Source organism: Isoptericola sp. NPDC056605, from assembly GCF_042792795.1.
In the GTDB taxonomy this organism is placed as follows: domain Bacteria; phylum Actinomycetota; class Actinomycetes; order Actinomycetales; family Cellulomonadaceae; genus Isoptericola.
In genome coordinates this window covers 35,833-55,417 of record NZ_JBHTVT010000010.1, presented here as the reverse complement: position 1 = coordinate 55,417, position 19,585 = coordinate 35,833, and the positions used below count along the sequence as shown (strand labels likewise).

Below are 19,585 nucleotides of genomic sequence, written 5' to 3'. Positions count from 1 at the left end.
GGCCGGTGGCCTCAGAGGCCGACCGCGTCCAGCTTCGCGGAGAGCTCGGCGTCCGTGGGCTCGACGAAGAACTCGCCGTCGGGGAAGACGACCACGGGGATGTTCTTGCGGCCGCTGATCGCCTCGGCGTCGTCGGCCCGCGTGGGGTCGGCGACGAGGTCCACGTTCACGTACTCGACGCCGCGGGTGTCGAGCACGCGCTTGGCGCGGCGGCAGTCGCCGCACCACGTGGCCCCGTACATCGTGAGGGTCGCGGGGCGGCGGAGGTCGGTCGTGGTGTCGTCGGTCATGCGCAGCACCATACCCCCATGGGGTTAGTGAGCGGAGAATCCGCCGTCCACGAACAGTGACTGTCCGGTCACATAGCCGGACGCCGGGCCGGCGAGGAAGACGGCGGCGCCGGCGAAGTCGTCGGGCAGCCCGTTGCGGCCCACCATCGTGCGGGCCGCGAGCGCCTCGACCCGCGCCGGATCGGACTGCAGCCGGGCGTTCAGCGGCGTGAGGACGAAGCCGGGCACCAGCGTGTTGGCGGTGACGCCCCGGGACGACCAGGCCTCGGCCTGCGAGCGGGCCAGCGACTCCAGGCCGCCCTTGGACACCCCGTAGACGCCGGACTGCACGAAGGCACGGTGCGCCTGCTGGGAGGACACGTGGATCAGCCGGCCGAACCCGCGCTCCGCCATGCCGGGCCCGAAGCGCTGCCCCAGCAGGTAGGGCGCCTCGAGGTTGACGGCCATGGTCGCGTCCCAGGTGGCGTCGTCCGTCTCCCCCAGCGGCGGCCGCAGGTTGATGCCCGCGGAGCTGACCACGACGTCCGGCTCGCCGAAGACGGCGGCCGCCTCCTCGGCCGCCGCCCGCACGCCGGCCCGGGTGCTCAGGTCCGCGCTGACGCGGTCGACGGTGCAGCCGTGCGCCCGCAGCTCCGCGACCGTGTCGTCCAGCTCCGCCTCCCGCCGGGCCAGGACGACGACGCGCGCTCCGGCCCGGGCGAGCGCGCCCGCGATCGCACGCCCGATGCCGGAGCTGCCGCCGGTCACCAGAGCGGTCCGGCCGTCGAGGGAGAACAGGGAGGACAGGTACGCGTCGGTCACGCGGAGAACCCTGCCACGGTTCGTGGATCTCTCCGCCCTGCGGTCGATCCGCGGCGGAGGCGAGGACCGACGACCCAAGGACGGGCCGGACGAGCGGTGACGGCATCGCTGGGCGCGCGGCCCCCGACCTCACGCCCCCTGGATCGTCATGCGTCGCCGCGGACCAGACGGACGTCGGGGAGCACCTCGACGGTGTCGTCGCCGAACGTGCTGTAGTCGAGCGAGTAGAGCCTGCCGTCCTCCACCCAGAGCTCGAGGACACCGAGACCGTCGTCCCCGTCGAGCACCTCGAGAGAGGCGATCGGGCCGCCTTCGTGCGGAGGGATCCTCGGCAGACCCGGCACGGCCGGGACGTCGAGGAGGAAGCACGCGTCGCCCTCGTGGTCCTTGCCGCCCCACCGCGCGTGCGCGAGCTGCGCCCTGGCCTCCGCGGCACCGCGCCACGACCCCGCGCAGACCCGCTCCAGGAGCGCGCGCTCGTGGGACGTCAGCGCCGTTCCCGGTGCGCGGGGTGCCTCGACGGGCGGGTCGTCCATGCCGGACATCGTGGCAGACCGGGACGGCCCGCGTCCGCCGGGCAGGAGGGTGCGTGCCGCCCGTCCCCCGGCGTGAGGCGACCACCGGGGCACGTCGCTAGTGTCGCCCCATGTTCGACGGCTTCCGGCTGGACAGGGTGGACCTTCCCGAGGTGACGGTGCGGGTGCGGCACGGCGGCACGGGAACGCCGGTGGTGCTGCTGCACGGGCACCCCCGGACCCACACGACGTGGCACGCCGTCGCGCCTCTGCTCACGCACCAGCACACCGTGGTCTGCCCCGACCTCCGGGGCTACGGGAGGTCGACGCTGCCGCCCGACGCGCCCGACCACGCGCAGTCCAGCAAGCGGGCGATGGCCCGGGACGTCGTCGACCTGATGTCCGCCCTGGGCCACGACAGCTTCGCCGTGGTGGGCCACGACCGCGGGTCGCTGGTCGCCTTCCGCACCGCCATGGACCACCCGCAGCGGGTCACGCACCTCGTCGTCATGGACGGGCTGCCCGTCGTCGAGCACCTGGAGCGGACGGACGCGCGGTTCGCCCGCGCCTGGTGGCACTGGTGGTTCCTCGCCCAGGACGAGAAGCCCGCCGAGCGCGTCATCGACGCCGACCCCGACGCCTGGTACCGCACGCCACCGCCGGAGGTCATCGGGCCCGGGAACCATGCCGACGTGTGGGACGCGATGCGGGACCCCGCCGTCGTGCACGGGATGTGCGAGGACTATCGCGCGGGGCTCGGCATCGACCGACGCCACGACGAGGACGACCGCGCGGCGGGGCGGCGGGTGGGATGCCCGACGCTCCTGCTCGAGTCGACCGAGGACGACCTGGACATCCACGGCGACCCCGCCGCCATCTGGGAGCCGTGGCTCGACCGGCCGCTGCGGCACCGCCTCATCCGGTCCGGCCACCACCAGGCCGAGGAGGCTCCCGGCGAGGTGGCCGCCGCCCTGCGGGAGTTCCTCGCCCCCGCGTGACCCGGCGGTCGCCCTGGCGCCTCCTGATGGTCGGCGTCCCCGCCCGAGGCGCGCGCATCGACCCCTCGCGCGACGATGTCCGCATGGCACGCGCGTCGTCGAGCAAGCCGCAGACCGTCACGGTCGACGACCGCCGCCTGCAGCTGACGAACCTGGACAAGGTGTACTACCCGGCCACGGGGACGACGAAGGGCGAGGTGCTGCAGTACCTCGCCCAGGTGGCACCGGCGCTGCTGCGGCACGCGGCGTACCGCCCCGCGACGCGCAAGCGGTGGCCGGACGGCGTCGCCGGGCAGATGTTCTTCCAGAAGAACCTGGACGCGTCGACGCCGTCGTGGGTGCCGCGGCGCTCGATCAAGCACCGCACGTCGACCAACGACTACGTGCTGGTCAACGACCTCGCCACGCTGACGTGGCTGGGTCAGACGGCCACCCTCGAGATCCACGTGCCGCAGTGGCGATTCGGCCGCACGGGCACGCCGATGCCCCCGGACCGCCTGGTCCTCGACCTCGACCCGGGGCCGGGCGCGGGCCTGGCCGAGTGCGCCGAGGTCGCGCGGCTGGCGCGCGACATCCTGCGCGGCATGGACCTCGACCCGCTGCCCGTGACGAGCGGCTCCAAGGGCATCCACCTGTACGCGGCGCTGGTCGGTCACGACGACTCCCTCACCGCGGACGCCGTCTCGGCGGTGGCGCACGAGCTCGCGCGCCACCTGGAGTCGGAGCACCCGGACCTCGTCGTCAGCGACATGAAGAAGTCGCTGCGCGCGGGCAAGGTGCTCGTCGACTGGTCGCAGAACAACGGCGCCAAGACCACCATCGCGCCGTACTCGCTGCGGGGCCGCGACGAGCCGACCGTCGCCGCGCCGCGCACCTGGGACGAGCTCGACGACCCCGACCTGCGCCACCTCACCTTCACGGAGGTGGTCGAGCGCCTGGAGCGCGACGGCGACCTCCTGGAGCCCCTGGCGGCCGGGCACCTGGCCCAGCTCGAGCCCACGCCGGAGCGCATGGCGACGTTCGAGCGCACGCCGGCCGAGAAGCTCGAGACGTACCGCGCCAAGCGCGACCCCGAGAAGACCCCGGAGCCGTTCGGCCCCGAGAGCCCGGACCCCCGCGACGGCGCGCCGACCTTCGTCGTCCAGGAGCACCACGCCCGCCGCCTGCACTGGGACTTCCGGCTGGAGCACGAGGGCGTCCTGGTGAGCTGGGCCCTGCCGAAGGGCGAGCCCACCGACCCGAAGCAGAACCACCTGGCCGTGCAGACCGAGGACCACCCGCTCGAGTACGGCGCGTTCGAGGGCAGCATCCCCGCGGGCGAGTACGGCGGCGGCGAGGTGACGATCTGGGACGCCGGCACCTACGACCTGGAGAAGTGGCGCGAGGACGAGGTGATCGCCGTCCTGCACAGCGAGCGGCGCGGCTCACGACGTCTCGCCCTCATCCGCACCGGCGGGCGCGGCGGCGACGACCAGAACTCGTGGCTGATCCACCGCACGAAGGCACAGCCCGGGGACGAGGACGACGGCGCGGGCGACGGCGGGGGCGACGGCGGTGACGCGGACGACGCCCCCGCGGGACGGTCGCCGGCCCCCGGCCGCGCGCCTGACGACGACGCGCCGCCCGAGACGCCGCGCCCGATGCTCGCGACGACGGCGCCACCGGGCGAGCTCGCGCGGCTGGACCCGGACGACTGGGCGTTCGAGGTGAAGTGGGACGGCTTCCGCGCGGTGGTCGAGGTGCTGCATGGCGGCACGGACGGCGACGACGAGCGTGCCGTGCGGCTCACGTCCCGCTCGGGGCAGGACCTCACGGTGACGTTCCCGGAGCTGCGGGCGGTCGCGGAGATGGTCGCGCACGACGACCTGCCGCTGGTGCTGGACGGCGAGATCGTCGCCCTCGACGCGGACGGGCGCCCGTCGTTCCGCCGTCTCCAGCAGCGGGCGGGCCTCACCCGGCCGCGCGACGTCGAGAAGGCGCGCCGCGCGGTCGGGGTCGACCTGGTGCTGTTCGACGTGCTGGTCGTGGGCGGGCGCGCGGTGACCGACCGGCCGTACACCGAGCGCCGCGCGGAGCTGGCGCGGGTCGTGACGCCGCGCCGCCCGGTGCACGTGCCCGACGCCCTGGACGGCACGCTCGACGAGGCGCTGGAGACCAGCCGTCTCATGCGGCTCGAAGGCGTGGTGGCCAAGCGACGCCGGTCGTCGTACACGCCGGGCCGCCGCTCGCGCGACTGGCTCAAGATCAAGCACGCCCGCACCCAGGAGGTGGTGGTCGTGGGCTGGCGCCCGCTGCATGCCGGGACGGGTCGGGAGGACGCGCGGGTGGCCGGGTCGCTGCTGCTGGCGGTGCCGGACGACGGCGGCGTGCTGCGCTACGTGGGCAAGGTCGGCACGGGGTTCAAGGAGGCGGAGCGGCGCGAGGTGGTCCGGTGCCTGCGGTCCGTGGACGACGCGCCGCTCGACGGCGTGCCCCGCACCGAGGCGGTGCACGCGCGGTGGGCCGCGCCCGAGCGGGTGGCCGAGGTGACGTACGGCGACTGGACGAGCGACCCCGCCGACCTCGGCGCGACCGACGGCGCGGACGACGAGGGTCCGCGGCTGCGGCACTCGGTGTGGCGCGGGTGGCGCGACGACAAGCGCCCGGACCAGGTCGGCGTCGAGAGCTGACTCGTCAGCGCACCGTCTGTCCCCGCAGCGCGTGCGCGACGGCGGCCGCCCGCGACTCGACGCCGAGCTTGGCGTACACGTGCGCGAGGTGGGTCTTGACGGTCGCCTCGGAGATGAACAGCCGGCGGCCGAGCTCGCGGTTGCTCAGCCCCTGGGCGAGCAGCGTGAGCAGCTCCGCCTCCCGCAGGGTGAGCGCGCTGCCGGGGTTCTGCGCCTGCTGCATCAGCCGGGACGCGACGGGCGGGGAGAGCACGCTGCGCCCGACGACGGCGCCGCGCACGGCGGCGAAGATCTCGGCGGGCGGGGCGTCCTTGAGCACGTAGCCGATGGCGCCGGCGTCGACGACGCGCACCACGTCGGCGTCGGTGTCGTAGGCGCTGAACACGAGCACCGGGACGTCGGGGTGGGCGGCCCTGATGCGGCGGGTGGCGGCCACGCCGTCCTCCGCCGCGCCGAGCTCGAGGTCCATGACGACGAGCGCGGGCGCGAGCCGTGCCACGGCGTCGAGGGCCTCGTCGGCCGTGCCCGCCTCGCCCACGACGGTGAGGTCCGGCTGCGAGTCGAGCAGGGCGCGCAGCCCGGCGCGCACCACGTGGTGGTCGTCCACGAGCAGCACGGTGATCGGGTCGCTCATGCGTCCTCCTGGTCGTCCGGTCCGGTCGCCGGCAGCCCTCCCGCGACGGGCAGCTGCACCCCGACGACGGTCCCCTCGCCCGGCGCGCTCTCCACCGTGATCGTGCCACCGAGCTGCTCCACCCGCTGGCGCATGGCGCGCAGCCCGAACCCGCCGTCCGGCCCGGCGGCGCGGGAGCTCACCGCGGCGACGTCGAAGCCGCGACCGTCGTCGAACACGTCGAGCGCGACGGCGTCGGGCAGGTAGGTGAGGGTGAGCCCGAGCCGCGCGGGGCCGGCGTGCCGGTGCACGTTCGCGACCGCGCTCTGGGCGATCCGCGCGAGCGCGTGCGCGACCTCCGGCCCCACCGGCACGCGGTCACCGACCACCGTGAGCTCGGCGTCGGGGACGTGCCGCCGGGCCGCGGTCCGGACCGCCGCCTCCACGTCGGCGGGCGCGACCCCGCCGGTCGCCGGGGACGGGTCGACGAGGTCGTGCACGAGGTCGCGCGTCTGGCCGAGGCTGGCGCGCACGGCGACGGCGGCCTGCCGGGCGTCGTCGCGCGCGGCGTCGGGGTCGGCGTCCCAGCGCTGGTCGGCGGCCTCGAGGCGCAGCACCGCCGACGACAGCGACTGGGCCACGGTGTCGTGGATCTCCCGCGCCACGCGCTCGCGCTCGGCCAGGACGGCGACCTCGTGCTGGAGCCGCACGCGCTCGCCCGCCTGCCGCACGATCGCGTCGTAGGCGAGGCTGAGCAGCACCGCCACGACGAGCGGAGCCACGGCGGCCGCCCAGTCGCTGCGGCCGGACAGGTCGAAGAGCGCCACGCCCGTGACGACCGCGACCGCGCCGACGAGGACGTGCGCCGCGGGCACCGGCACGAGGCTGCGGCACACGAAGAACAAGGGGATCGCCGACCACGCGAAGCTCGGAGCGACCAGCACCAGCGCGGACCACGCCACGAGCAGCACGGCCAGCACGCCGTGGACGACGGCGCCCGGCCCGGCCCCGCCGGACCGGCGGGCGATCAGCACGAGGCCCGCGTACGCGACGGCGACCGCCAGCAGCAGCGCGACCACGAGCCACCACTGGCCGTCGAGGCCGTGGTTGGTGAGGTAGCGCGCCGCCGACGTCACGACGAGCGCGGCGAAGGCGAGGTGCACCCCGCGGGTGAGGGATCCGGGCACGGACGACCACGCTAGCCGCGCACGACGCGTCCGCACCTCATCCGTTCGGACGATCCCCCGCGCCCCGGACGCCCGATGCGGCGGCGCGACGCGGCCGACGAGCCTGGGCCGATGACCTCACCCCCGACCTCGCCCACGGCGCCGACGACGACACCGACGACGAGGCCGACCACGACATCGGCGGCGTCAGGCCCGGCGCTCCTGGGTCGCGGCTCGGCTGGTGGCGAGGTGCTCGCGCGCCAGCCGGGCCGCGGTCTCGCCGTCGCCGTCCCGGACGGCGTCGAGGAGCTCGCGGTGCTCGTCGGCGATCGCCTGCAGGTCGAGGTGCTGTCCGAGCAGCCAGCGCACCCGGCTGGCGATCACGAGGTGCAGCTCGACGAGCACCGGGTTCCCGGCGGCCACGACGACGCGCTCGTGGAAGTCCGCCCCGGCGCGCCGGGCCGTGGGGCCGTCGCCCGCGCGGGCGGCGGCGTCCTCCCGCTGCCACGCCTCGGTCAGGCCGGCGAGCTGCTCCACCGACCGGCGCGTCGCCGCGAGCCGGAAGTGCAGCGGGTCCGTGGCCTCCCGCACCTCGTGCAGGTGGTCCACGTCGGCGTCGCTGAACTCGCGGACCACCGCCCACGTGCGTGGCCGCGGCGTGACCAGCCCCTCCGCGACGAGCGTGCGCAGCGCGTCCCGCACGGGGATGCGGCTCACGCCCAGCTCGGCGGCCAGGTCGCGCTCGACCAGCCGGCTGCCGGGCTCCCGGGACCCCTCCACGATCTGCTCGCGGACGACGCGCGCCACCCGCACGGACTCGGGCTCGAAGGGGGCCGAGAGCTCGGAGGACATGCGCACATCCTGCCAGCCAGCCGGAGGAGAATATGGCATACCATCTGATCGTGACCCCCACCCGCCGCACGCGCCGCCCGGCCCGTGCCGCAGGGGCCCTCGCGGTCGCCACCACCCTGCTCGCCCTCGGCGCCTGCGCGGCTCCGCAGCCGCCCGCGGGCACGACGACACCGGGCCCGCCACAGCGCCCGACACAGGGCCCGACACAGGGCCCGACACAGGGCCCGACACAGAGCCCGACACAGGGCCCGACACAGAGCCCGACACAGAGCCCGGGCACGTCGGCCGCACCGACGCCGTCGGCCGAGGCCGCTCCAACCCAGCTGCTGCTGGCCACGCAGGCCGAGCGCGACACGCTCGCGGTGGTCGACCCGGCCGTCCGCCGGGGCAGCGCCGTCGTCGACGAGATCACCGTCGGCACCGCGCCGTGGGACGTCGCCGTGGACGAGGGCTCCCGCCGCGCCTTCGTCTCCACCGCCGAGGGGGTCGCGGTCGTGGACCTCGACACCCGCGAGCGCACGGACCTGTTCGCGTACGAGCACGCGACCACGCGCCTCGCGCACGGCGAGTACCGTCGCGGCGGCCTCGGGCTGGCGGTGTCCCCCGACGGCGAGCGCGTGCACGTCGCGGTGAGCACGGGGGACGCGGCGTTCCTCGAGACGCTCGACGCCGACACGGGCGAGGTCGTCTCCTCCGTGCCGGTGGGCCTGCGCCCGTTCGACGTCCTCGTGGGCGACGACGGCGACGAGGTATACACGGTCGACCACGACGGGTTCACCGTCACGGTCGTCGACCCGGAGCGCGAGCGCGCCCGCGCCATCGAGGTGGCGCCGTTCGGCCGCGAGGGCGGCCTCGCGTCGTTCGAGAAGCCGCACTACGCCGTCCTCGACGACGACGGCGACCTGCTGCTGCCCTACCAGGGCCGGGCCCTGGCGCGCGTCGATCCCGGCACCGGCGACGTCACGACCACCGACCTGACCGCCGACTCCCACCAGCACGGCGTGGCCCGCGCCGACGACGGCACCCTCGTGATCGCCGGCAACGGCCCGTTCGGCAACGCCGGGTCGGGCCCGAGCATCGAGGTGGTCGGGCCGGACGGCGCCGACGTCGTGCTCCCGACCGACCGCCGGCACGAGACGGTCACGGTGTGGCGCGGACCCGACGGGGAGGCGTACGGCGTGCTCGCCGGCGGCTACACCCAGCAGGAGGCCTGGGACGGCGCGACCGTCGTCCCGCTCGCGGCGGCGCTCGACGGCGCCGACGAGAGCTACGAGATCACCATCCCCGGACGACCGCAGGCGGTCGTCCCCTTCGAGGAGGACCGCCCATGACCAGCAGCCCCGACGTCACCGTGATCCGCAACGTGCGCCCCTGGGGCGGCGACGCCGCCGACCTGCACGTGGCGGACGGCGCGATCACCGCCGTCGTGCCGCACGACGCGACCGCGGCGCCCGCCGAGGGCGCGATGGACGGGGAGGTCGACGGTCGCGGCCTGCTGGCCCTGCCCGGGCTTGTCAACGCGCACGCGCACGTCGACAAGTCGTGGTGGGGCAAGCCGTGGGTGAGCTACGGCGGCGAGCCGGGCGTCCGGGCGCGCATCGCGCACGAGCGCGCGCACCGCGACGAGCTCGGCATCCCCGGCGTGGACGTCACGCTGGCGGTGCTGCGCGAGTCGGTCCGCACGGGCACGACGGCGGTGCGCACGCACGTGGACGTCGACCTCGGCGTCGGCCTGCGCGGCATCGAGGTGGTGCGCGAGGCGGTCGCGGCGCTCGGCGGCGCCGTGCACGCGGAGATCGTCGCGTTCCCGCAGGACGGCGTGCTGCGGCGCCCCGGGGTCCTGGAGCTGCTCGACCGGGCCGCCGCGGCGGGGGCGGAGCACGTCGGCGGCCTCGACCCCGCGTCGATCGACCGCGACCCGGTGGGGCAGCTCGACGGGCTGTTCGCGATCGCCGAGGAGCGCGGCGTCGGCGTCGACGTGCACCTGCACGACGGGGGCGAGCTCGGCGCGTTCCAGATCGAGCTGATGATCGACCGCACCCTGCGGGCCGGGCTGCAGGGCAGGGTCAACGTGGCGCACGGCTTCGCCGTCGGCCAGCTCGCCGGGTCGCGCCGGGCCGACCTGATCGCGGCCATGGCCGAGGCCGGGATCACCATGACCACGGTGGCGCCGATCGGCGCCGCTCCCCTGCCGCTGCTGGCGCTGCGCGAGGCCGGCGTCCCCGTCGGCCTGGGCACCGACGGCATCCGCGACCTGTGGTCCCCGTACGGCACGGGCGACCTGCTCGCGCTGACCACGCAGCTCGCCCGGCTGTCGGGCCTGCGGTACGACGAGGAGCTCGTCACCGCCGCCCGCGTCGCGTCCGCGGACGCCGCCCGGTTCGTGGGCCGCGAGGTCCACGACCTCGTGGCGGGCGCGCCGGCCGACGTGGTGCTCGTCGACGCCGAGAACGTGCCCGACGCCGTGGTGCGCGCGCCGGCCCGGGCGCTCGTCGTCGCGGGCGGCCGGGTGGTCGCCCGCGACGGCGAGGTGCTCGTCTGACCGGCTCGCGTCAGGCGGCCGCGGCCTGGCCGGTGAGGTCGTCGGCGGTCGCCACGACGACGCCGTACGCGTCGGCGACCGTCGCGAGCGCGGCCCGGTGGAGCTGTTCCGCGGGCACCGGCGCGACGGCGCTGGCGAGCGACCGGGTGGCGCACGCCTCCGCGACCACGGTGGGCCGGTTGCCCCGCAGGGCCGCTCCCTGGGACGTGAACGCGACGCACATGTGCGTCATGAAGCCCACCACCACGACGTCGACATGGCCGGCCGCGTCCACCAGGTCGCCGAGCCCGGTGCCGCGGAACGAGTCCGGGGCGGTCTTCGTCACCACGGCCTCGCCGGGCGCGGGCGCGACCCGCGGGTGGATCTGGCCCAGGTCGGTGGCGAGGTCGTACGGCGAGCCGGCGCCGCCGTCGTGCTGCACGTGGATCACCGTGGCACCCGCCGCGCGGGCGCGGGCCAGCAGGTCCGCGGCGGCGTCGAGGGCCGGCGCCCAGCCGTCCAGCTCCATGACGCCGCGCGTGTAGGTGTTCTGGTAGTCGACCAGGATCACGGTCGCCTCGGCGAGGCCCGCAGGGGTCGGGTCGGCGCCGCTGAGCTCGCGCAGGGTGGTGCTGGTCATGGTGTCCTTCCGCAGGAGGTCGAGGGATCGGGCGCCGAGGTGGCGGCACGCTCCCCACGCTACGAACCGGCGTACGGTGTCGGCAATGTCATGCAACCCGCAGATTCGGACATCCCCATGATCGAACGGCTCGTCGTGGTCACCCTCTTCGACGGTGTCGACCTGCTCGACGTCACCGGACCGGCCGAGGTCTTCGCGCTGCTGGCGCGCGAGCTCGACGGCCCGACCGGCTACGAGGTGGTGCTCGCCGCGGAGACCACCGACCCCGTGACCACGTCGGCGGGCGTCCGCGTGCTGCCCGACGCCACGTTCGACGACCTGGCCGGCCGGCGGGTCGACACCCTGGTCGTGCCGGGCGCGGTCCGGGTCGACGCCGAGCGGCACGTCCGCGCCGTCGTGGACCCCGCGCTCGTGCCGCGCGTGCAGGCTCTGGCCGACGGCGCCCGCCGGGTGGCGTCGGTCTGCGTGGGGGCGCACGTCCTCGCCGAGGCGGGCCTGCTGGAGGGCCGCCGGGTCACGACGCACTGGTCCACGGCGCGGCAGCTCGCCGCCGAGCACCCGGGCGTCCGGGTCGACGCCGACCCGATCTTCGTGCGCGACGGCGACGTGTGGACCGGCGCCGGGCTCACGGCGTGCCTCGACCTGACGCTGGCGCTGGTCGCCGACGACCACGGCCAGGAGCTCGCGCTGCGCGTGGCCCGGCAGCTCGTGATGTTCCTCAAGCGGCCGGGCGGGCAGAGCCAGTTCTCGGTCGCCACGGACCCCCGCGCGACCACCCGGCGCGTGGACGACCTGCGTCATCACGTCCTGCGGGACGTCGCCGCCCCGCTGACCGTCGCGGAGCTCGCCGAGCGGGCGCACGTCAGCGCGCGGCAGCTCACCCGGCTGTTCAAGACCGAGCTGGGCACCACGCCGGCGGCCTACGTCGAGTCGGTCCGCGTCGAGGCGGCGCGGCAGCAGCTCGAGACCACCGACGACACCCTGGAGCGCGTGGCGACCGCCTGCGGCTTCGGCACGACCGACACGCTGACCCGCGCGTTCCGGCGCCGGCTCGACACCACGCCCGCGCAGTACCGGGCCCGGTTCCGCCTCGCGGGCTGACGCCCCCGGCGGCCGCCGACAGCCGCGTCAGCGCCATCGCTCGAGCAGCCGGGCGACCGTCTCCCCCGCGCGGTCCAGCACTCGGTCCGTGCCCGACGAGGCCGCGGTGAGGAGGGCGGCGTCGACCAGGTGCGCCACGAGGTCGACGTCGCGCGGGTCCTCGCACGCCCCCTCGAACCCCGAGGCCTGCAGCACCGTGCGGGCGGCACCGAGCAAGCGGGGTCGGGAGCGCCGCATGATCGGCTGCAGCGCCGGGTCGCGCATCGCGGTCATCATCGGGTCGAGCCGGCGGGCCACGACGGTGTCGTCGACGTGGGGCGCGTACAGGACCTCGATCAGGAGCCGCGCCGCCGTCGCCGCGGACCGCCGCCGGTGCGGCAGCGCCTCGGCCGCGGCCTGGGCCGCGGCGCCGCGGACGTCCTCGGCGGCCTCCACCGCGGCCGCGACGAGCGCCGCGCTGGTCGGGAAGTAGTACGACGCCGAGCCCTGCGGCAGGCGGGCGGCCTCGGCGACGCGGCGGTGCGTGACGGCGTCGAACCCCTCGTCGATGAGCAGCGTCGCCGCGGCCTCGACCATCCGGCGCTGCTTGTCGGCGCCACGCCCCTGGACCATGCGGCGCCGCCGCGGCCGGTCGTCCTCCGTCACGCCGCCCATCGTAGGCGCGGCACGGTGACGGCGCCGGAATAACCTATACGCGCGTATGGTTTAGCCGATCGACAGACCGCCGCCGGGCGGCCCGGACCGAGGAGATGAACGAGCAGTGAACCTGATGGCCGCGGATGGCCTCGTGATCGACTGGGCGCAGATGCCCACCTACAACACCGTGATGTCCGTCGCCGTGGGCGCCGGCCTGATCCTGCTCGTGTGGCTCGGCCGTGACCTGCTGCGCGCGCCCGGGAAGGTCGTGGCCGAGGGCTGGTCGCTCGCGTTCGGCGTGCTCGGCCTGATCCTCACGGCCACCGGGCTGCACATGACGCTCACCTGGCCGCTGGCGGCCGGCGGCTTCCCCTTCGACAACATCATCTTCGGCGAGACCAGCCTCGCGTTCGGCGTGCTGCTGCTCGCCGCGGCCTTCTACCTGTGGACGCGCGGCAAGGAGGCGCTGGCCCGCGAGGACGCCACCGACCACCTGCGCGCCGTCGCCCGCCCGGTCTCCGTGTTCGTGCTCGGCATGGGCCTCGGCCTGGTCGCCATCGCGATCGCCGGCGTCACCTACCAGCTCTTCGCCGCCCCGCCCCAGGAGCCGATCTCGGGCGCCTTCGCCGCGTACCCGCTCGTCGAGGCGATCTTCATGTCCGGCCTCATCGCGCTCGTCGGACTCGGCGCGATCCTCTTCCCGCTCGCCCTGCGCGACGGCGCCGGTCGCGGCCTGCGCGTCGTCATCGGCTGGGCCTGGGGCCTCGCCGGGCTCGCGTTCCTGCTGTTCGGCGCGATGAACTTCTTCACCCACATCGGGCTGATCGTCAACACCATGGGCTGACGCCGTCGCAGCACGGCAGGGCCGGCACGGGCCGGGTCGCGGGAAGTCTCGCGGCCCGGCCTCTGTTGTGCCGGGCATGCGAGCCATCACCTACTCCCGCTTCGGCGGTGCCGACGTCCTCGAGCTCACCGACCAGCCCGACCCGCACCCCGGGGCGGACGTTGTCGTCGTGCGGGTGCGCGCCGCCTCCGTCAACCCCGTCGACTGGAAGGTCCGCCAGGGCTACCTGGACGGCCTGTTCGACACCCAGTTCCCCGTCGTCCCGGGCTGGGACGTGGCGGGCGTCGTCGAACAGGTGGGCCTCGACACCCCCGAGTACCAGGTGGGCGACGAGGTGTACGGGTACGTCCGCAAGGACTGGGTGCACGGCGGCACGTTCGCCGAGCTCGTCGCCGCGCCCGTGCGCACGCTGGCGCGCAAGCCCGCGTCGCTGACGTTCGAGGAGGCGGCGGCCGTGCCGCTCGCGGGGCTCTCGGCCTACCAGTCGGTCCTGCGGTCCGGCGTGCGGGAGGGCCAGACGGTGCTGGTGCACGCGGCGGCCGGCGGCGTCGGCGCCTTCGCCGTGCAGATCGCGCGCAGCCTCGGCGCACGCGTCATCGGCACCGCGAGCGAGGCCAACCACGACTTCCTGCGCGACCTGGGCGCCGAGCCCGTCACGTACGGCGACGGGCTCGCCGAGCGCGTCCGCGCCCTCGCCCCGGACGGCGTCGACGTCGCCCTCGACTACGTGGGCGGCGACGCCGTCGCGACCAGCGCCGCGGTGCTCGTCCCGGGCGGCACGATCACGTCCATCACGGACGCGACGGCGCGCACGGAGCACGGCGGGCACTACGTGTGGGTGCGCCCGTCCAGCGCCGACCTCGAGGCGCTCGGGGCGCTGATCGACGCCGGCAAGGTCGCGGTCGAGGTCGGTCAGGTCTTCGACCTCGCCGACGCCGCCGACGCCCACCGCGCCTCCGAGACCGGGCACGGTCGCGGCAAGATCGTGGTGCGCGTCTGACCGTGCGCCCGAGCGCGCGCCCGACCGTGGTGCAGGCCGGGGCCGCACGCGGCACGCTGGGCAGATGACGCCCTTCTCCCCCGCCGTGCACGCCGACCGCCGCCGCCGGGCCGCCGCCCAGGCCGCCGCCGCCGGCCTCGCCGGAGTGCTGGTGACGCCCGGCCCCGACCTGCGCTACTTCCTCGGGTACACGCCCGCCGCCGAGCTCGAGCGGCTCACGCTGCTCGTGCTGCCCGTGGACGGGGACCCGGTCGCGGTGGTGCCGAAGCTCGAGGCCCACGACCTCGAGGTCGGCGCGGTCGGCGGCATCGAGGCCGTGGCCTGGGTGGACGGCGAGGACGAGCACGCGGTCGCCGCCCGGCTGCTGCGCCCGGACGGGCGGTACGCGATCAGCGACACGGCGTGGGCGCTGCACGTGCTGGGCCTGCAGCGCACCCTGCCCGCGTCGTCGTACGCCGCGGTCACGACCGTGCTGCCCATGCTGCGGGCCGCGAAGTCGCCCGAGGAGGTGGCCCGTCTCGCCGCGGCGGGCGCCGGGGCGGACGCCGTGTTCGCCGAGATCGTCACCCGCCGGTTCGCGGGGCGCGCCGAGCGCGAGGTGTCCGACGACCTGGACGCGCTGCTGCGCTCCCGCGGGCACGAGCAGGTCGACTTCACCCTGGTGTGCGCGGGCGAGAACGGCGCCGACCCGCACCACGAGGCCGGCGACCGCGTGATCCGCGAGGGCGACATGGTGGTCATGGACTTCGGCGGGCTCGCCGACGGCTACGGCTCCGACACCACCCGCACCGTGCACGTCGGCGCGCTCACCGACCGCGAGCAGGAGGTGCACGACGTGGTGCGCGCCGCGCAGCAGGCGGGTGTCGACGCCGTCCGCCCCGGAGCGACGTGCCAGGACGTCGACCGCGCGTCTCGTGCCGTCATCGCCGACGCCGGGTTCGGCGAGTTCTTCGTCCACCGCACCGGCCACGGCATCGGCCTGACGACGCACGAGCCGCCGTACATGGTGGAGGGCGAGGAGACCCCGGTCGAGGCCGGGATGTGCTTCTCCGTCGAGCCGGGGATCTACCTGCCGGGCGAGTTCGGCGTGCGCATCGAGGACATCGTCGTCGCGTTCCCGGCCGGCGTCCCCGGCGTCGCCGACGCCCCGGACGCCGCCCTGCGGCTCAACACCTCGCCGCACGAGGTCGTCGTCGTCGAGTAGCGCACGAACGACCTTCCAGCGAGAGACCACCCGGTGGAAGGCAGGTCAGCTGGGCGACGCCTTGCCGTGCCGCCAGTAGCCGACGAAGTCGACCGCCGCCTTCGGCCACTGCCGCTCGTTCACCAGGTGCCGCCGCACGCCGGCCGCGAGCGCCTGCTCGCCGGCGACGAGCGCGTACCCGCTGCCCGCGGGGAGCTCGGCGCCGCGCACGACCTCGAGCGCGGCCCGGCCGGGCACCTCCCCGAGGACCGGGTCGTCGGCCGCGGCGCGGTCGCGCTCGACCCACCGCAGGTCGACGCCGGCCGGCACCCGGAAGTCCTGGCGGTCGTCGGCGGTGGGGACCTCGACGACGGCGACGCCGCGCGCGTCGTCGGGCAGCGCCTCGCAGATGCCGGCGACGGCGGGCAGGCCGCTCTCGTCGGCGACGAGCAGCCGCCAGTCGCACGCGGCCTGCCGGTGGTGGTAGGTGCCCTGGTCGAGGATTCCGACCCGGTCCCCGGGTCGCGCGGACAGCGCGAAACCCGCGCCCGGGCCGAGCGGCTCGTGCCCGCCGTCCGGCCCCGCGGGCGCCGCGCCGTCGTGGCCGTGCAGCACGAAGTCCACGTCGATCTCCCGCAGCTCGGGCCGCGCCGCGCGGATCGTGTAGTTGCGCACCAGCGGGCGGCGGGCACGCGGCGTCGCCAGGTACTGCGCGTACCAGCCGAGGTTCGACGTGCGCGTCGGGAGCTTCAGCGTGTCCTGGCCCGGGCGCGGCAGGAACAGCCGGAACCACTGGTCGTCGCCCACGAGGGTGAGGCGGTCGATGTCGTCGATGCCGAGCGTGACCCGTTGCAGGTGCGGGCCCAGGCGCTTCGTCGTCACGACCTCGGCGACGAGGACGTGCGGGTCGACCGGCTTCGACAGCGTTCGCGTGCTCACGTCGGTAAGGTTAGGCGAACCTCACCCGAATGACCAGGGCCCGGTCGGGTGCCGCGACGGGCCCCGTACCCGAGACTGAGGGCGTGCACTCCCTCCTCCGGTCGCGAGCGCTCCCCGGCCTCACTGCCCTCGTCACGCTCCTCGCCCTCGGTGCCTGCTCGCCGTCGACGCCCGCGCCGACGGAGACGCCGAGCACGGTGACGACGCCGGGACCGACCGCGACCCCCGAGCAGCCCCTGCGGGTCGAGGTGACGGCCGGCGACGTCACGCTGGAGGTGTCGGTGCCCGGCGCGGCGCTCGACGACCCTCCCGTGCACGTCACCCCCGACCCGAGGGCGGGCACGTCGACCATGACCCTCGAGCGGTCCGCGGTCGACGACGCCGACGACACCGACGATCCGGTGACGCTCGCGTTGGCCTCGGGCGGTGCGTTCGAGACCCGCGCCGACGGCAGCGTCGCGGTGCGCGCCGGCGGCACGACGGTCGGCGGGCTGTCCGCCCCCCGGGGCGCGCGCCTCGTCGCCGCGGACGACACCCACCTGGAGGTCCGGCCCCTCGCGGACGGCGCGTCCGGACCCGAGGACGACGACGTCACGACCACCCTCGGCACCACCGCCGTCGAGGGGACCGACTGGGGCGACCGCGAGGGCGGCCCGTCCCTCGCCGTCGTCCCGACGGACTGGGCGCGGGAGGCGGGGCAGGCGGGCACCGACCTCGTGTGGGCCGAGCTGGTGACGGCGGACCCCGACGTCGACACCGCGACGATGCACGACCAGCTCGAGTGCCACGCGATCGGCGCGCCCGACAAGGACTCGTGGAACCTGGAGCCGTGGCGGCCCGACGTCGGCCTGGTCGCGACGATGGCCGCGCGCTGCAACCCGACCTCCTGAACCCTCTTGACATATTCCGATACAGGCATAGGTTGTTCGTATGGCACGCGCGGCGACGACGACGGATGCGTTCAACGCGGTGGCCGAGCCCCGGCGCCGCGAGATCCTCGACGCCCTGGCGCAGCAGGAGCGCGGCGTCGGCGAGCTCGCCGAGCTGCTCCACGTCGCCCAGCCCGTGGTCTCCAAGCACCTCAGGGTGCTGCGCGAGGTCGGGCTGGTCGAGGTCCGCGACGACGGCCGTCGTCGCCTCTACCGCACGGACGCCCGGCCCCTGCAGGAGATCCACGCGTGGGTCGGCCGGTACGAGCGGCTGTGGGAGGAGCGGTTCGAGCTCATCGACGAGCTGCTCGACACCCTGGAGACCCCGCCGGGCGTCCACCCGGACCAGCCCCCGGAGCACCGAGGAGAACGATCATGACCAGCACCACCACCGGCACCGCCGTCCTGACGCTGCCGAACGACACCGACATCCAGGTCGTGCGCCGGTTCGCCGCCCCCGCGGCCGCCGTCTGGCGCGTGTTCACCGAGCCCGAGCTGATCGCCCGCTGGTGGGCCGGCAAGCGCGGCACCGTCACGAGCGTCGAGATCGACCCGCGCCCCGGCGGCACCTACCGCTACGTCATGCAGGCCGACGGCGGTTTCGAGGTCGCGTTCCACGGCGAGTTCACCGAGGTGGTGCCCCCGGAGCGCCTGGTGCACACGGAGGTCTTCGAAGGCATGCCCGACGGCGACGCCGCGGCGACCCTGAACACCTACACGTTCACCGAGGAGGACGGCGTCACCACCCTCACGCTCGTCACCCGCGCGCCCAGCCGCGAGGTCCGCGACGCGATCGTCGAGTCGGGCATGGAGGGCGGGCTGCAGGAGGGCTTCGACCTCGTCGACGAGCTCGCCGCCGGCCTCGCGGCCTGATCGGCGCCGAGATCGAGGTGAGGGCACGAGGTCGAGGTCACGGACCTCGACCTCGTGCCCCTGGCCTCGACCTCGGCGCTCGAGCGTCAGACGGCGGTGTAGCCGCCGTCGACCAGCCAGTACGCGCCGGTGACGAACGACGCGTCGTCGGACAGCAGGAAGCGCACGACGGTCGCGACCTCCGTGGGGTCGCCGAGGCGGCCCAGCACGTGCTTGCCCTCGAGGGCCTCGCGCGCCTCGGCCGGCAGGCTCGACTCGACCAGCGGCGTCTTGATGTAGCCCGGGCCCACGGCGTTGATGCGCAGCCCCTGCGCGCCGTACTCGGCGGCGGCGTTCTTCGTGATGCCCACGACGCCGTGCTTCGCGGCCGTGTAGGCGCCGTTGCCGATGGCGGCGACCGTGCCGTGGATCGACGCCATGTTGACGATCGCGCTCTGGCCGGCGCCCTGCTCGAGCATCGCGGGGATCTGCGCCCGCATGCCGTAGAGCACGCCGTTGAGGTTGATGTCGATGACGCGGTCCCAGTCGTCCAGGTCGGTCTCGCCCGCCGGCGCCTGCTTGCCGCCGATGCCGGCGTTGTTGACGGCGTAGTTCAGGCCCCCGAAGGTGGCCTTCGCGAACTCGACGGCCTTGGCCGAGTCCTCCTTGACCGCCGTGTTCTGCTCGAACGCGGCCGCCTCCCCGCCGGCGGCGGTGATCTCGTCGACCACGCGCTGCGCCGCGTCGAGGCGGATGTCCGTCACCACGACCTTCGCGCCGAGGCCCGCGAGCTCCTTGCTGATCGCCTCGCCGAGGCCCGACCCGCCGCCCGTCACGAGCGCGACCCTGCCCTCGAAGCTGCCGACTGCCGTCATGTCCGTCTCCTTCGCACCACGCCCCCGCGGGCGGGCGCACGGGTCACGCGCGGTGACGGCCCGGGGGACGAACGTCCGCCCCGGAGGCCCTCGTGAGGGTCGGGGCGCTGATCCTTCGACCGTAACCCCGCGCGCCGGGCGGACCGCGCCCCCGACGGGTC

Annotated in this window: 21 protein-coding genes; 11 read left to right on the top strand and 10 right to left on the bottom strand. The window is 75.4% G+C overall.

The window, feature by feature from the left end; all coding sequences use genetic code 11:
- Positions 1-11 precede the first annotated feature (11 nt).
- The 3 genes from ACFQ8Y_RS11995 to ACFQ8Y_RS11985 form a co-directional block, all read right to left on the bottom strand.
- Positions 12-290 (bottom strand): glutaredoxin family protein, encoded by a 279-nt coding sequence (locus tag ACFQ8Y_RS11995; RefSeq protein ID WP_430550117.1) that lies wholly within the window; start codon positions 288-290, stop codon positions 12-14.
- A 24-nt stretch (positions 291-314) separates the two neighbouring features.
- Entirely contained in the window at positions 315-1,091 is a 777-nt protein-coding gene (locus ACFQ8Y_RS11990; RefSeq protein ID WP_430550118.1) for an SDR family NAD(P)-dependent oxidoreductase, read from the bottom strand.
- A gap of 146 nt (positions 1,092-1,237) precedes the next feature.
- Positions 1,238-1,627, bottom strand: a complete 390-nt coding sequence (locus ACFQ8Y_RS11985; RefSeq protein ID WP_430585587.1) for a hypothetical protein — start codon at positions 1,625-1,627, stop codon at positions 1,238-1,240.
- A 110-nt stretch (positions 1,628-1,737) separates the two neighbouring features.
- Here ACFQ8Y_RS11985 and ACFQ8Y_RS11980 point away from each other — a divergent pair, with 110 nt between their 5' ends.
- Together ACFQ8Y_RS11980 and ACFQ8Y_RS11975 are read left to right on the top strand one after the other, a co-directional pair.
- On the top strand, positions 1,738-2,604 hold the full coding sequence (locus ACFQ8Y_RS11980; RefSeq protein WP_430585586.1) for an alpha/beta fold hydrolase: 867 nt from the start codon (positions 1,738-1,740) through the stop codon (positions 2,602-2,604).
- 83 nt (positions 2,605-2,687) lie between these two features.
- Complete coding sequence (locus ACFQ8Y_RS11975) at positions 2,688-5,273, top strand: ATP-dependent DNA ligase (protein WP_430585585.1); 2,586 nt, start codon at positions 2,688-2,690, stop codon at positions 5,271-5,273.
- A 4-nt stretch (positions 5,274-5,277) separates the two neighbouring features.
- Here the strand turns inward: ACFQ8Y_RS11975 and ACFQ8Y_RS11970 are convergent, their stop codons facing one another.
- The 3 genes from ACFQ8Y_RS11970 to ACFQ8Y_RS11960 form a co-directional block, all read right to left on the bottom strand.
- Positions 5,278-5,907 carry a response regulator gene (locus tag ACFQ8Y_RS11970; RefSeq protein WP_430585584.1) on the bottom strand — a complete coding sequence of 210 codons (630 nt, stop codon included), beginning with the start codon at positions 5,905-5,907 and terminating at the stop codon, positions 5,278-5,280.
- Positions 5,904-7,073 (bottom strand): sensor histidine kinase, encoded by a 1,170-nt coding sequence (locus ACFQ8Y_RS11965; RefSeq protein WP_430585583.1) that lies wholly within the window; start codon positions 7,071-7,073, stop codon positions 5,904-5,906. The genes ACFQ8Y_RS11970 and ACFQ8Y_RS11965 overlap by 4 nt, the downstream gene beginning before the upstream one ends.
- A 186-nt stretch (positions 7,074-7,259) precedes the next feature.
- The gene (locus tag ACFQ8Y_RS11960; RefSeq protein ID WP_430550124.1) at positions 7,260-7,904 is read right to left on the bottom strand and encodes a GntR family transcriptional regulator; all 645 of its coding nucleotides are present in this window, start codon (positions 7,902-7,904) and stop codon (positions 7,260-7,262) included.
- A 50-nt stretch (positions 7,905-7,954) separates the two neighbouring features.
- On the opposite strand from ACFQ8Y_RS11960, the gene ACFQ8Y_RS11955 reads away from it, so the two are divergent.
- Together ACFQ8Y_RS11955 and ACFQ8Y_RS11950 are read left to right on the top strand one after the other, a co-directional pair.
- Positions 7,955-9,235 (top strand): hypothetical protein, encoded by a 1,281-nt coding sequence (locus ACFQ8Y_RS11955; protein ID WP_430585582.1) that lies wholly within the window; start codon positions 7,955-7,957, stop codon positions 9,233-9,235.
- A complete protein-coding gene (locus ACFQ8Y_RS11950) occupies positions 9,232-10,446 on the top strand; it encodes an amidohydrolase (RefSeq protein WP_430585581.1) in 1,215 nt (404 codons plus the stop codon). The genes ACFQ8Y_RS11955 and ACFQ8Y_RS11950 overlap by 4 nt, the downstream gene beginning before the upstream one ends.
- Positions 10,447-10,456: 10 nt before the next feature.
- On the opposite strand, the gene ACFQ8Y_RS11945 is transcribed toward ACFQ8Y_RS11950, so the two are convergent.
- The gene (locus ACFQ8Y_RS11945; RefSeq protein WP_430585580.1) at positions 10,457-11,065 is read right to left on the bottom strand and encodes an isochorismatase family protein; all 609 of its coding nucleotides are present in this window, start codon (positions 11,063-11,065) and stop codon (positions 10,457-10,459) included.
- Positions 11,066-11,182: 117 nt separating this feature from the next.
- On the opposite strand from ACFQ8Y_RS11945, the gene ACFQ8Y_RS11940 reads away from it, so the two are divergent.
- Positions 11,183-12,166: a GlxA family transcriptional regulator gene (locus ACFQ8Y_RS11940; RefSeq protein ID WP_430585579.1), complete on the top strand. Its 984-nt coding sequence runs from the start codon at positions 11,183-11,185 to the stop codon at positions 12,164-12,166.
- Between the two features lie 27 nt (positions 12,167-12,193).
- Here the strand turns inward: ACFQ8Y_RS11940 and ACFQ8Y_RS11935 are convergent, their stop codons facing one another.
- Positions 12,194-12,811 (bottom strand): TetR/AcrR family transcriptional regulator, encoded by a 618-nt coding sequence (locus ACFQ8Y_RS11935; protein WP_430550129.1) that lies wholly within the window; start codon positions 12,809-12,811, stop codon positions 12,194-12,196.
- A 124-nt stretch (positions 12,812-12,935) separates the two neighbouring features.
- On the opposite strand from ACFQ8Y_RS11935, the gene ACFQ8Y_RS11930 reads away from it, so the two are divergent.
- The 3 genes from ACFQ8Y_RS11930 to ACFQ8Y_RS11920 all read left to right on the top strand — a co-directional run bounded on the left by ACFQ8Y_RS11930 (position 12,936) and on the right by ACFQ8Y_RS11920 (position 15,850).
- A complete protein-coding gene (locus tag ACFQ8Y_RS11930; protein WP_430585578.1) occupies positions 12,936-13,646 on the top strand; it encodes a DUF981 domain-containing protein in 711 nt (236 codons plus the stop codon).
- 76 nt (positions 13,647-13,722) lie between these two features.
- Entirely contained in the window at positions 13,723-14,646 is a 924-nt protein-coding gene (locus ACFQ8Y_RS11925; RefSeq protein ID WP_430550131.1) for an NADP-dependent oxidoreductase, read from the top strand.
- 64 nt (positions 14,647-14,710) lie between these two features.
- Positions 14,711-15,850 carry a M24 family metallopeptidase gene (locus ACFQ8Y_RS11920; RefSeq protein WP_430585577.1) on the top strand — a complete coding sequence of 380 codons (1,140 nt, stop codon included), beginning with the start codon at positions 14,711-14,713 and terminating at the stop codon, positions 15,848-15,850.
- Positions 15,851-15,895: 45 nt separating this feature from the next.
- Here ACFQ8Y_RS11920 and ACFQ8Y_RS11915 read toward each other — a convergent pair whose 3' ends face one another.
- Positions 15,896-16,768, bottom strand: coding sequence for a siderophore-interacting protein (locus tag ACFQ8Y_RS11915; RefSeq protein WP_430550133.1), 873 nt, complete (start codon positions 16,766-16,768; stop codon positions 15,896-15,898).
- 83 nt (positions 16,769-16,851) lie between these two features.
- Here ACFQ8Y_RS11915 and ACFQ8Y_RS11910 point away from each other — a divergent pair, with 83 nt between their 5' ends.
- Genes ACFQ8Y_RS11910 through ACFQ8Y_RS11900 form a run of 3 tightly spaced genes read left to right on the top strand, consistent with a single transcriptional unit; the run spans position 16,852 to position 18,570 of the window.
- Positions 16,852-17,658: a DUF2599 domain-containing protein gene (locus ACFQ8Y_RS11910; protein WP_430585576.1), complete on the top strand. Its 807-nt coding sequence runs from the start codon at positions 16,852-16,854 to the stop codon at positions 17,656-17,658.
- 40 nt (positions 17,659-17,698) lie between these two features.
- The gene (locus ACFQ8Y_RS11905; protein WP_430550135.1) at positions 17,699-18,076 is read left to right on the top strand and encodes an ArsR/SmtB family transcription factor; all 378 of its coding nucleotides are present in this window, start codon (positions 17,699-17,701) and stop codon (positions 18,074-18,076) included.
- The gene (locus ACFQ8Y_RS11900; RefSeq protein WP_430550136.1) at positions 18,073-18,570 is read left to right on the top strand and encodes an SRPBCC family protein; all 498 of its coding nucleotides are present in this window, start codon (positions 18,073-18,075) and stop codon (positions 18,568-18,570) included. The genes ACFQ8Y_RS11905 and ACFQ8Y_RS11900 overlap by 4 nt, the downstream gene beginning before the upstream one ends.
- An 86-nt stretch (positions 18,571-18,656) precedes the next feature.
- On the opposite strand, the gene ACFQ8Y_RS11895 is transcribed toward ACFQ8Y_RS11900, so the two are convergent.
- Positions 18,657-19,424 carry an SDR family NAD(P)-dependent oxidoreductase gene (locus ACFQ8Y_RS11895; RefSeq protein WP_430564028.1) on the bottom strand — a complete coding sequence of 256 codons (768 nt, stop codon included), beginning with the start codon at positions 19,422-19,424 and terminating at the stop codon, positions 18,657-18,659.
- Positions 19,425-19,585: the final 161 nt, after the last annotated feature.